At 58.0% G+C, this 12,165-nt stretch carries 10 protein-coding genes; 6 read left to right on the top strand and 4 right to left on the bottom strand.

Features of this window, described 5'->3' with window-relative positions; all coding sequences use genetic code 11:
* Window positions 1-142 precede the first annotated feature (142 nt).
* Window positions 143-1,345, top strand: a complete 1,203-nt coding sequence (mtnK, locus tag DXX3274_RS17365) for an S-methyl-5-thioribose kinase (protein ID WP_042860833.1) — start codon at window positions 143-145, stop codon at window positions 1,343-1,345.
* A gap of 63 nt (window positions 1,346-1,408) precedes the next feature.
* On the opposite strand, the gene fadE is transcribed toward mtnK, so the two are convergent.
* A complete protein-coding gene (fadE, locus tag DXX3274_RS17360) occupies window positions 1,409-3,856 on the bottom strand; it encodes an acyl-CoA dehydrogenase FadE (protein ID WP_042860832.1) in 2,448 nt (815 codons plus the stop codon).
* A 343-nt stretch (window positions 3,857-4,199) separates the two neighbouring features.
* Between fadE and lpcA the strand changes: the two genes are divergently transcribed.
* Both lpcA and DXX3274_RS17350 read left to right on the top strand, forming a co-directional pair.
* Window positions 4,200-4,781, top strand: a complete 582-nt coding sequence (gene lpcA, locus DXX3274_RS17355; RefSeq protein WP_022634611.1) for a D-sedoheptulose 7-phosphate isomerase — start codon at window positions 4,200-4,202, stop codon at window positions 4,779-4,781.
* A gap of 61 nt (window positions 4,782-4,842) precedes the next feature.
* Window positions 4,843-5,610, top strand: coding sequence for a class II glutamine amidotransferase (locus DXX3274_RS17350; protein WP_038666330.1), 768 nt, complete (start codon window positions 4,843-4,845; stop codon window positions 5,608-5,610).
* Here DXX3274_RS17350 and dpaA read toward each other — a convergent pair.
* Window positions 5,581-6,306, bottom strand: coding sequence for a peptidoglycan meso-diaminopimelic acid protein amidase (gene dpaA, locus DXX3274_RS17345; protein ID WP_042860831.1), 726 nt, complete (start codon window positions 6,304-6,306; stop codon window positions 5,581-5,583). The two genes, DXX3274_RS17350 and dpaA, sit on opposite strands and share 30 nt — an antisense overlap.
* Window positions 6,307-6,698: 392 nt before the next feature.
* Here dpaA and dinB point away from each other — a divergent pair, with 392 nt between their 5' ends.
* Window positions 6,699-7,757 carry a DNA polymerase IV gene (gene dinB, locus DXX3274_RS17340; protein ID WP_042860830.1) on the top strand — a complete coding sequence of 353 codons (1,059 nt, stop codon included), beginning with the start codon at window positions 6,699-6,701 and terminating at the stop codon, window positions 7,755-7,757.
* A gap of 66 nt (window positions 7,758-7,823) precedes the next feature.
* On the opposite strand, the gene pepD is transcribed toward dinB, so the two are convergent.
* Together pepD and DXX3274_RS17330 are read right to left on the bottom strand one after the other, a co-directional pair.
* The gene (gene pepD, locus DXX3274_RS17335; protein ID WP_042860829.1) at window positions 7,824-9,284 is read right to left on the bottom strand and encodes a beta-Ala-His dipeptidase; all 1,461 of its coding nucleotides are present in this window, start codon (window positions 9,282-9,284) and stop codon (window positions 7,824-7,826) included.
* A gap of 521 nt (window positions 9,285-9,805) precedes the next feature.
* The gene (locus tag DXX3274_RS17330) at window positions 9,806-10,006 is read right to left on the bottom strand and encodes a hypothetical protein (protein WP_042860828.1); all 201 of its coding nucleotides are present in this window, start codon (window positions 10,004-10,006) and stop codon (window positions 9,806-9,808) included.
* A 244-nt stretch (window positions 10,007-10,250) separates the two neighbouring features.
* Between DXX3274_RS17330 and gpt the strand changes: the two genes are divergently transcribed.
* Both gpt and frsA read left to right on the top strand, forming a co-directional pair.
* Window positions 10,251-10,709 (top strand): xanthine phosphoribosyltransferase, encoded by a 459-nt coding sequence (gene gpt / locus DXX3274_RS17325; protein WP_013319164.1) that lies wholly within the window; start codon window positions 10,251-10,253, stop codon window positions 10,707-10,709.
* 156 nt (window positions 10,710-10,865) lie between these two features.
* Window positions 10,866-12,116, top strand: coding sequence for an esterase FrsA (gene frsA, locus DXX3274_RS17320; protein ID WP_042860827.1), 1,251 nt, complete (start codon window positions 10,866-10,868; stop codon window positions 12,114-12,116).
* Window positions 12,117-12,165: the final 49 nt, after the last annotated feature.

Below are 12,165 nucleotides of genomic sequence, written 5' to 3'. Positions count from 1 at the left end.
GGTTAAATCCGTGTTGCGTTATTGCATCAGGATTCTTATTCTGCCAATATGCGATACAGAAGTATAGACGTCCAAACGCTTTTATGTCTAAAAGTAGGGCGCGCATAACAGCAAACACAAACGCACATCAATGAGGTGGGTCATGTCGCTTTACCGTACTTTTAACGCGGACGATGCCGTGCAGTACGCCCGTCAGTATGGCGGGGTTGCCGATCCGCAGTCGTTGGTTACCGCCGATGAGATCGGCGACGGTAACCTGAATCTGGTGTTCAAGATTCGTGATACGCAGGGCGTTAGCCGGGTGATCGTCAAGCAGGCGTTGCCGTACGTCCGGTGCGTCGGCGAATCCTGGCCGCTGACGCTGGATCGCGCCCGCATCGAAGCGGAAACGCTGCTGGCGCACGCGCAGTATTGCCCGCAGCACACGGTAACGGTGCTGCATCATGATCCGGAGCTGGCGGTGATGGTGCAGGAAGATCTGTCTGACCATGAAATCTGGCGGCGCGAACTGGTGAAAGGGAGTGACTATCCGCAGGCGGCGGCGCAGCTGGGGAAATACCTGGCGCAAGCGCTATTCCACCACTCGGATTTCTACCAGTCGCCCCATGATAAGAAGGCGGCGGTGAGCCGTTTTACCAACCCGGAACTGTGCCAGATCACCGAAGATCTGTTCTTCACCGATCCCTACATCGATCATGAACGCAACCAGTTTGATCCGGCGCTGCTGCCTGATGTGCTGGCGTTACGCGATGACCTGCCGCTGAAATGCGCCGTCGCCGCGCTCAAGCATGCCTTTCTGAGCAAAGCGGAAACGCTGCTGCACGGCGATATTCACAGCGGCTCGATTTTCGTGGCGGAAAACCGCCTGAAAGTGATCGACGCCGAGTTCGGTTTCTACGGTCCGATGGGGTTTGATATCGGTACGGCGCTGGGCAACCTGCTGCTGAACTACTGCGGTCTGCCGGGATTGCTGCCGCCGCGCGAGGCTAGCGCCGCACGCGAACGGCGTCTGGAGGATATCGTGACGCTGTGGCATACCTTCGCCAGCCGCTTTGCGGCATTAGGCCGCGAGAAGAGCCGGGACCCGGCGCTGGCGGTGGAAGGCTACGTTGAACGATTTCTGCAGCAGGTGTGGCAGGATGCGGTGGGCTACGGCGGCACCGAACTGATTCGTCGTACCATCGGGCTGGCGCATGTCGCTGACCTCGATACCATTGCCGATGACGCCGCCCGTCAAGCCTGTCAGCGTCATGCCATTCAGCTTGGCAAGACGCTGATTCTGGCCGCCGTACACATCGACGGCCCAGAGGCTTTACTGGCACGAGTGCGTCAAAGCGGCGCCTGATTCGGATAGCCAATAGCAGAAAAATGGCGCCCCTGTTCAGACAGGAAAGGCGCCATTATTGTTTCAGGCGGCCGTATCGGCAGGCAGTCGTCGCTCTGCCGCCGCCTCCTTGTGCGCGCTCAGTGCGTCCGGTGCGAAGTCGTCAACGTTGATGGAACGCAGCCGACTGGCTTCCGCCTGCATCAGTATGCCGGCTTCTTCCGGCGTGATCACTCCTTCCGCCAGCCCATGTTCCGCCAGTTTATCCAGTTGCATGAAAGGCAACGGGTAACCCGCTGATTGCGACAGCCGTTGATGGATCGGCTCGGCAGCCAGAATATCTTGCAACGATTGCTCCAGCTGCGCGGCCGGGTGATGAGCTCCTGCTTTCAGGTACAGTCCGCGCCCCAGTCGGCTACGGGTCGCCGACGGCGCCTGCAACAGCCGCGCCAGTTGATGGTCCAGTTGGTCGGTGGGGGCCGGATTGGTGCGGCCCAGCGGGAAGATGACCGCCCGCAGCAGCCCGGCTACCAGCCGGTTGGGGAAGTTACGCAGTAGCTCGGTCATCGCTTGTTCCGCCTGATGCAGGCAATCCTGCACGCCCCAGTGCACCAGCGGCAAATCGGCCTGCTGGCGGCCCTCCTCGTCGTAGCGTTTCAGCGTGGCGGACGCCAGATACAGCTGACTCAGGACGTCGCCCAGTCGGGCGGAAAGGCGCTCGCGGCGCTTCAGGCTACCGCCCAGCACGCCCATCGACACATCCGCCAGCAGCGCCAGATTGGCGCTTAGCCGGTTCAGGCGCTGATAGTAACGGCGGGTGGCGTCGCTGACCGGCGCGCGGCTGGTGCGCCCATTGGTCAAACCCAGCCACAGGCTGCGTATCGTATTGCCGCCGATATGTCCCAGGTGGCCGAATAGCGCCTGGTCGAAGGCTTTCAGGTCGTTGTCCTGCGCCGCGCTCATCTCTTTCAGCACGTACGGATGGCAGCGGATGGCGCCTTGCCCGAAGATGATCATGCTACGGGTCAGAATATTGGCGCCTTCGACGGTGATGGCGATCGGCGCGCCCTGATAGTGGCGGGCGACAAAGTTGGACGGACCAAGGCAGATGCCTTTGCCGCCGGTGATGTCCATCGCGTCGATGATGCCGCGCTGACCGCGATGGGTGCAGTGATACTTAACGATGGCGGACAGCACCGACGGCCGTGCGCCCTGCATGATGCCGCTGGTGATAAGCGTAGCGGCGGCGTCCATCACGTAAGCGTTGCCGGCCATGCGGGCCAGCGGCTCTTCAATGCCTTCCATTTTGCCGATCGGCAGTTTGAACTGGCGGCGGATGTGGGCGTAAGCGCCGGTCGCCAGCGCCACGCTTTTCAGGCCGCCGGTGGCGTTGGACGGCAGGGTGATGCCGCGACCGACCGACAGACATTCCATCAGCATACGCCAGCCCTGACCCGCCATCTGCGGCCCGCCGATGATGTAGTCCAGCGGAACAAAAATGTTTTCGCCCTGCGTCGGGCCGTTCTGGAACGGGATATTAATCGGAAAGTGACGGCGGCCGATTTTCACGCCTTCGGTACGGGTGGGGATCAGCGCGCAGGTGATGCCGATATCGTCCCGGTCGCCCAGCAGATGGTCCGGGTCGTACAAACGGAACGCCAGACCCAACACGGTGGCGACGGGAGCCAGCGTAATGTAGCGTTTGTTCCAGGTCAGCCGCATCCCCAGCACCTGCTGGCCTTGCCACTGGCCGTAGCACACCACCCCCAAATCAGGGATGGCGCTGGCGTCGGACCCGGCTTCCGGGCTGGTCAGCGCGAAACAGGGAATTTCGTCGCCGCGCGCCAGCCGCGGCAGGTAGTGATCCTTTTGTTCGTCGGTGCCGTAGTGTTGCAGCAACTCACCGGGGCCGAGCGAGTTGGGCACGCCGACGGTGATCGCCAGAATGCTGGAAACGCCGGCCAGTTTTTGCAGCACCATCGCCTGTGCGTAAGCGGAGAACTCCAGTCCGCCGTACTCTTTTTTGATGATCAGAGCGAAGAAACGATGCTGCTTCAGGAAATCCCATAGCACCGGCGGCAGGTCGGCGCGTTCGTGGGTGATTTCAAAGTCATTCGCCAGACGGCAGGCCTCTTCCACCGGCCCGTCGAGAAATGCCTGTTCTTCCGGCGTCAGCGCCGGGCGGGGATAGGCGTGCAGGGTATGCCAGTCGGGCGCGCCGCGAAACAGCTCGCCTTCCCACCAGGTGGTGCCGGCGTCAATGGCTTCTTTTTCCGTTTTGGACATGGGCGGCATCACGCGCCGGAACGCCGTCAACGCCGGTGCGGAGAGAAACCGTTGCCGCAGTGGCGTCGCCAGCAACGGCAATAACAACAAGCCCAGCGGAATCAGCAGCCAGGCCGACCACAAATTCAGCGCCGCCATAGCGACGACCCAAAGTACAATCAACGCACTGCTCAGCCACAGCGACAGCCGGTGGTAGAACAGGGCGCCGATAAGCATCAAAACGATCAGGACACTGACTGCAACCATGGTTTTATTCTCCAGTCCGTATAATCAGTTCACGCTTGGTGGTCTGACCTGTTGGTATAATGTGGTTTTAGTTCAGTGAAATGTTTTTATCAATTCTTTTACAACGTAATTACAACTTGACTCACAAAGTCACACCCGAACGACACCGCTGATGCGCGATGCCGCCGTTTGGCAATTGTCTGCTTCTCGTGGTTTGGGCGATCCGCTACACTGCACGGCAACACAGGCTATGTCCCTTCATGCCGGTATCGCCGGCGTAGCCTGACAACACCGCCTGCCGCGGCCCGTGCATCATCAAGGGACACAGCCTAAATATCATGATGTCATTGAATGAGAGGATTCCATGTACCAGGACTTAATCCGTAATGAGCTGAAAGAGGCGGCGTCCACGCTGAACACATTTTTAAGTGATGATGCCAATATTCAGGCGATTCAGGATGCGGCCGTTTTGCTGGCGGATGCCTTTAAGGCGGGTGGAAAGGTGATCTCCTGCGGCAACGGCGGCTCTCACTGTGATGCCATGCATTTCGCGGAAGAACTGACCGGCCGTTATCGCGAAAACCGCCCCGGTTATCCGGCTATCGCCATTTCCGACCCGAGCCACCTGTCCTGCGTCAGCAACGATTTCGGCTATGACTTCGTGTTCTCCCGCTATGTGGAATCGCTGGGGCGCGAAGGGGACGTACTGCTCGGCATCTCCACCTCCGGCAATTCCGGCAACATCATCAAAGCGATCAGCGCCGCGCGCGCCAAGCGTATGAAAGTGATTACGCTGACCGGTAAAGACGGCGGCAAGATGGCGGGCACCGCGGATGTGGAAATTCGCGTGCCGCACTTTGGTTACGCCGACCGCATTCAGGAAGTGCACATCAAGGCGATCCACATTCTGATTCAATTGATCGAAAAAGAAATGGCCGGCAACTGATCGCCGGTCATCGCACGCAACAGCTAAAGGGATCAGACGCCGTTAATTAAAGGAATCGGACATGTGTGAACTGCTTGGGATGAGCGCCAACGTCCCAACGGATATCTGTTTCAGTTTTACCGGCCTGATGCAGCGGGGCGGCCGTACCGGGCCGCACCGCGATGGTTGGGGAATTACCTTCTACGAAGGAAACGGCTGCCGTACCTTCAAGGACCCGCTGCCCAGCTTCAACTCGCCGATTGCCGAACTGGTGCAGAACTATCCCATCAAGTCCTGCGCGGTGGTGTCTCACATCCGTCAGGCCAACCGCGGCGCGGTGGCGCTGGAAAATACTCACCCGTTTACCCGCGAGTTGTGGGGCCGCAACTGGACCTTTGCCCATAACGGTCAGCTCAAAGGGTATCGCCGTCTGAAAACCGGCCATTTTCGTCCGGTCGGAGAAACCGACAGCGAATACGCCTTTTGCTGGCTGCTGTATCAGCTGTCGCTGCGCTATCCGCGCACGCCGTCCAACTGGCCGGCGGTATTCCGTTACATCGCCACGCTGGCGGATCAACTGCGTAAAAAGGGCGTGTTCAATATGCTGCTGTCGGATGGGCAGTTCGTGATGGGGTTCAGTTCGACCAAGCTGCACTGGATTACCCGACGGGCGCCGTTTGGCAAGGCGACCTTGCTGGATGATGATGTGGAAATCGACTTCCAGCAGCAGACCACACCCAACGATGTGGTCACGGTGCTGGCGACTCAGCCGTTGACCGGCAACGAAACCTGGCACCCGATTGCGCCAGGCGAGTTCGTGTTATTTTGTTTTGGCGAGCGTGTAATTTGACTCAGGCTGACCGACGGGCGCGGACTGGTTAACCACGTACTGCCCGTTGAGCACCGATACCGCCGGCGGCTGGTGGGTCCGGTTGAAGTAGGCGTAACCCGGCTGCAGCTGACTCCAGAATTTGTAGTAGGTGGAGCGGCTGTGGCGCTTCATGTTCTGCTCGTTCATGCGGAACGGGTAAATCGCCAGCTCTACTTTCTGCTGCCCGTTGCGCAGCGCTTTTTCCACGTAAGTGTAAATCTCTTCGATATATTTGTTGGTCATGGCATAGCAACCGATAGACACGCACTCGCCGTGGATCATCAGGTAACGGCCGGAATAGCCGTGCGCGCGATCGTACTCGTTCGGGAAGCCGACGTTGATGGCGCGATAATAATGGCTGTCGGGTTTCAGTTGCTTCAGATCAACCTGATAAAACCCTTCCGGACTTTTAAAATCGCCCTCGGTCATTTTGGGGCCGAGGCCGCCGGAATATTTACAGATCGGGTAACTCTGCACCAGCTTGTACTCGTCGCCTGTTCTGGTGTAAAGCTCCAGTACCCGTTCTTCCTTGAAGATCTGAATATAAACCGGTGATCCTGCCACCTGCTGTTTCATTTCTGTCGCCGCCGGCGACACCTGATTGGCGTAACTGTTGCTGATGGCGACGGAAGGCAAAATAAACAACATCGCAAGCGAAAGCGCGACTTTGTGCATTGTTAATCCTGATTATTGGAGCTGCTATTTTATACCCGTCATACTTCACGTCGCCGGTGCGTTGTTCAACACGCGGGCGTGTTGTCCGGCAACGCGAATGATTTTGGGTATATCTGATACGGTGTGTGTGGCGGTGCCGCCCCGTATTCCCTTATCTGTCAGGCTTTGTCCTGCCATTAGGCTATGCCCCATAGCGGGGGATAGCCTGATGTCAAGTCGCACAACCACATTATCACCGTATCCGTTTTATTCAGGAAGGAAAAAAGAATAAAAAATCGGACTATTCCGGCCAATAGCGCCCGCCGCCCAGTTGATGCAGTGGAACCTTGTAAGCGAAGGTGTTGCCTGTTGTAAAATTAATCTGTATATTTATACAGTAATTTGGAGGGGCGATGCGCAAAATCATTCATGTCGATATGGATTGCTTTTACGCCGCGATAGAGATGCGGGATAATCCGCGCCTGCGTGATATTCCGCTGGCGATTGGCGGTAGCGCCGATCGGCGCGGCGTGATCTGCACCGCCAACTATCCGGCTCGACGTTATGGCGTACGCAGCGCTATGGCGACCGCCACCGCACTGCGGCTTTGCCCTCATCTGACGCTGTTGCCCGGTCGAATGGAGGTTTACAAAGCCGCCTCCTACCAGATTCGGGAGATCTTTTCCCGTTACACCTCGCTGATTGAGCCGCTTTCGCTGGATGAGGCTTATCTCGATGTGACCGACAGCCTACACTGCGGCGGTTCCGCCACCCTGATGGCGCAGGAAATCCGCCAGACGATTTTCGACGAACTGCACCTGACCGCTTCGGCCGGCGTCGCGCCAATCAAGTTTCTCGCCAAAGTCGCCTCCGAACAGAACAAACCCAACGGGCAGTATGTGATTTCACCGGCGCAAATGGAGACATTCCTGCTGGCGCTGCCGCTGGAAAAAATTCCCGGCGTCGGCAAAGTGACCGCCAAGCGACTGGCGGAGTGCGGGCTGCTCACCTGCGCCGATGTCCGCCGCTATGCGCTGACCGAACTGTTGCGGGAATTCGGTAAATTCGGTCGGATACTGTGGGAGCGTTGTCACGGTATTGATGAGCGTCAGGTGTCGCCGGATCGCTTGCGTAAGTCGGTTGGCGTGGAGAAAACGCTGGCGCGGGATATTCACGACTGGACCGCCTGCGAAGCGTTGATTGAGCGATTGTATGACGAACTGGAACTACGCCTGCGGCGTGTGCGCCCGGACCTGCTTATTGCCCGACAAGGCGTAAAGCTGAAATTCGACGATTTTCGCCAGACGACGCAGGAACATGTGTGGCCGGTGCTGAATAAACCGGATTTGTTAAGGTTGGCGCGGGAGAGTTGGGAACAGCGGCGTGAAGCGCGGGGCGTGCGGCTGGTAGGGTTGCATGTCTCGTTGATCGACCCGCAACTTGAACGGCAACTGGTATTCCAGTGGGATTGACGCCCTGCGGCGAGGGCATCGGCATTTGGCGGTGATGCCCGACGGCGCGGGCATCACCGGCGCGGGTTACGCGCGTTCCGGAATGGCTTTCAGCAGTGCGGTCAGCAGTTTCCAGTACTGGCCGACGCTGGCGATGTGAACCTGTTCATCCGGCGAGTGCGGACCGGTGATGGTCGGCCCAATGGAAACCATATCCATGTCCGGATACGGTTTCTTGAACAGACCACACTCCAGCCCGGCGTGGATCACCATGATGTTAGGCGTTTTGTCGAACAGCTTCTGGTAGGTTTCACGCACCAGATGCATCACCGGCGACTGGGCATCCGGCTGCCAGCCAGGGTAGCCACCCTTGGCCCGGGTGTCGGCGCCCGCCAGTTGACCCAGTGAAGTGAGCACGCTCACCACGTAGTCTTTACCGCTGTCGACCAGCGAACGAATCAGGCAGTGAATTTCCGCCTGCGTGTCGGTCATGCCGACCACGCCAACGTTCAGCGAGGTTTCCACCACGCCTTTCACGTCGTCGCTCATGCGGATCACGCCGTTCGGCGTGCTGTTCAGCAGGGCGATGAAACGATCACGGCTGGCGGTGGTCAGCGCTGCCGCCGTGCTGTCTGTCGCTTCCAGCAGCAGGGTGATGTTCTTTTCCACCGCTGCGAGTTCGTGCTTCAACACGGCCAGATAGGCTTGCGCCGCGGCGTTCAGCGCGTCCGCTTTGTCGGCTGATACCGCCAGAGTGACGGCGCCTTCACGCGGAATGGCGTTGCGCAGCGTGCCGCCGTGCAGGTCGATGACCCGCAGGCCCAGTTCTGCGGCGTGCTGGGCCAGAAAACGAGCCAGCAGTTTGTTGACGTTGCCCAGCCCCAGGTGGATGTCGCAACCGGAGTGGCCGCCTTTCAGCCCTTTGATGACCAGTTTCAGCGTCTGATAACCAGCCGGAACAGCCTCGCGTTGCAGCGGCAGACGGGTCAGAAAATCAATACCGCCGGCGCAACCCATGTAAATTTCGCCTTCCTCTTCGGAATCGGTATTGATCAGGATGTCGCCCTGCAGCCAGTTGGGCTGCAAGCCGAACGCGCCGTCCATACCGGCTTCTTCCGTCATGGTCAGCAGCACTTCCAGCGGCCCGTGCTCCACGCTGTCGTCAGACAGCACTGCCAGCGCCGAGGCCATGCCGATGCCGTTGTCAGCGCCCAGCGTAGTACCGCGGGCCTTGATCCATTCGCCATCGATATAAGGTTGGATTGGGTCTGTGGTGAAGTCGTGTACTGTGTCGTTGTTTTTTTGCGGCACCATGTCCAGATGCGCCTGAATCACCACCGGTTTGCGGTTTTCCATGCCGGGCGTCGCCGGTTTGCGCAGCAGAATATTGCCCACCTGATCGCGCTCCGTATGAAGGCCGCGCTCCTGCGCCCAGGACAGAATGTAAGCGGCCAGCGCTTCTTCATGATAAGACGGGTGCGGAATAGAACAGATTTTGGCAAAAATGTCCCACAGCGGCTGTGGGGAGAGTTGAGACAAGGCAGACACTATTTAACCTCTCCAGTTAAGCATCCACGCGACGGATGGCGTGCGATGCCGAAAAACCGTTATTGATCGCCTGAAAACGCAGGCTCGTTAGGCAGAATAACACTTTCCCGCGATCGAGGAGAATGTCGCTGCGGCAGAACCACTATGCCAATAGCAAGGAGAAGAGAAACGACGAACGATAGTGGGTCTATGTGCGAGTCCGACAATACAGAAAGTGGCAGGGTGGGGCGCACCCCGAAGGGCTGGGGGCATTTCACTGCGATTCTGCGTTACTCGTCGCTTATTTGGATTCACCAAATCTTACAGCTCGCGCCTGGTCTCGCAGTGAAATGACCTCCAGCAGCTGTCGCACATAATTACGGGACACAGCCTACTACAGAATAACACTTTCCCGCGATCGGGGAGAATGTCCGCGGCATAAGGATTATGAATAGCAAGAGAAGATAAACGATGAACGAGTGTCACGGGGCTGGCTGAGGGAGGCGGGGGAAGAGAAAGCGCTCTCTTCCCATGATTCGGCCTTAATCGTAGCCGTTGCGACGGCGTGCGCTGGAGGGCTGGTCGTCCCGGCGAATCTCGACGGGGATCATGGCGGGCTGTCGCCGCATTAACAGACGCAAGCTGATGCTCAGCTCAAAACAAAACAGTATCATCAACGCGAGGCCGGATACGGGGATGAACACGTCCAGTTGTGCAAGGAGGAAGCTGTCGAAAATAGTCATGAGTGTTCTCCTGGCTGTGGGTCATTCAATCTGCTTGTAACGTATTGGTAACATCGAATCTAATAACTTTTTTACATTATGGCGACTTCATTGATTACGTAGCGTTACCATTTGATCAACGTATGGCGCACATATTGTATAAATACTGGTTTTTGTCCGATCAGCTATCTATAATCTCGCGCAACCTTATTTTCCCCTTCCGACTCTGATTAAGCCGACTGCACCGTTGGCTGGGATATGTTTTATGAGTGAAAAGTACATCGTCACCTGGGATATGTTGCAAATCCATGCCCGTAAACTGGCTCAGCGTTTGCTGCCAGCCGAACAGTGGAAAGGCATTATTGCCGTGAGCCGTGGTGGTCTGGTGCCGGGGGCCCTGCTGGCTCGCGAGCTGGGTATTCGCAATGTGGATACCGTATGCATCTCCAGCTACGATCATGACAACCAGCGCGAGCTGAAAGTGCTGAAACGGGCTGAAGGCGATGGTGAAGGCTACATCGTGATCGATGACCTGGTGGATACCGGCGGCACCGCCAAAGCTATCCGCGACATGTATCCGAAAGCCCACTTTATCACCATCTTCGCCAAACCGGCCGGCAAACCGCTGGTAGATGACTACGAAGTGGATATCCCGCAGGATACGTGGATTGAACAGCCGTGGGACATGGGCGTGGTGTTCGTGCCGCCTTTGGTCGGCCGCTAATCCCGCCACATCGCTGTTGACGCGCCCGGTTATGCCGGGCGTGTTTGTTTCTGTGAGCGGGATTGCGCGCCGTATTTGTTTTTCACTGCCGCGGTTCGGTACACTTTTCCCACATGCCATTATCTTTCTTGTTTTGATTCGACCACGGAGGCTGCTGTGATTAAGGCCAACCTGTCCGAAACGTTGTTTAAACCGTCGGTAAAACATCAGGAAACTTCTACGCTGATCCAGCGCTCGCGCAATGCGGCCGGCGTAGCTGCCATGCAGTCGGCGCTGGAGGGGGAAAACACCCGCAACTGGTATCGGATGATCAACCGGTTGTTATGGATTTGGCGTGGCGTGCATCCGTGGGAGATTGAAGAAGTATTGGCGCGGATTGCCGCCAGCGAGGCGGAACGCAGCGACGATCAATTACTGGATACGGTCATTGGCTACCGGGGCGGCAACTGGATATACGAATGGGTGTCGCAAGGCATGCGCTGGCAACAGCAGGCTGGGCAGTATCCGCAAGGCGAGCAGGCCGGGCAGTGCTGGCTGAACGCCGCTAACCTGTACAGTATCGCCGCCTATCCTCATCTCAAAGGCGACGAACTGGCGGAACAGGCCCAAACACTGGCCAATCGCGCTTATGAAGAAGCCGCCGGTCACTTGTCTTACGAACTGAAAATTCTGACTCTGCCGGTGGAAGGCGGGGGGCAGGTGACGGCGTTTCTGCATCTGCCGGCTCAGGGGCAGGCGCCGTTCCCGACCGTATTGATGTGCGGCAGCCTGGATACGCTGCAATGCGATTATCATCGCTTGTTTCAGGACTATCTGGCCCCGGCGGGGTTCGCGATGCTGACGGTGGATATGCCGTCGGTGGGATTTTCTTCGCGCTGGAAACTGGATCAGGATTCCAGTTTTCTGCATCAGCAGGTGTTGCGGGCTTTGCCGGATGTGCCGTGGGTTGATCACACCCGCGTCGGCGCTTTCGGTTTCCGTTTCGGCGCCAATATCGCGGTGCGGCTGGCTTATCTGGAGGCCAACCGGTTGCGGGCGGCCGCCTGTCTGGGGCCGATCGTCCATCATCTGCTCTCGGACGCCCGGCGTCAGCAGCAGGTGCCGGACATGTTTATGGATGTACTGGCGAGTCGCCTCGGCATGACCTATTCCTCGGATGCCGCGTTGCTGGTGGAAGTGGGGCGCTATTCCCTGAAAACGCAGGGATTGCTGGGGCGACGCTGCCCAACGCCGATGTTCTCCGGCTACTGGAAAGACGACCTGATCAGCCCTAAAGAGGAGTCGATGCTGATCGTCAATTCGTCGCAGCAGGGCAAATTGCTGTCGCTGAATTTTTCGCCGGTGTATCAGTCGTTTCATCTGGCGCTGCAACAGATGACCGACTGGTTGCGCCGCCAGTTGCGGTAGCCCTCGCATCATGTGAAAAAATTATGCTGTGGCGTCTGGTTCGCCGTCG

Origin of the sequence: Dickeya sp. NCPPB 3274, from assembly GCF_000406205.1 — a bacterium.
Lineage (GTDB): Bacteria > Pseudomonadota > Gammaproteobacteria > Enterobacterales > Enterobacteriaceae > Dickeya > Dickeya fangzhongdai.
This window is presented reverse-complemented; position numbering and strand designations above follow the sequence as displayed.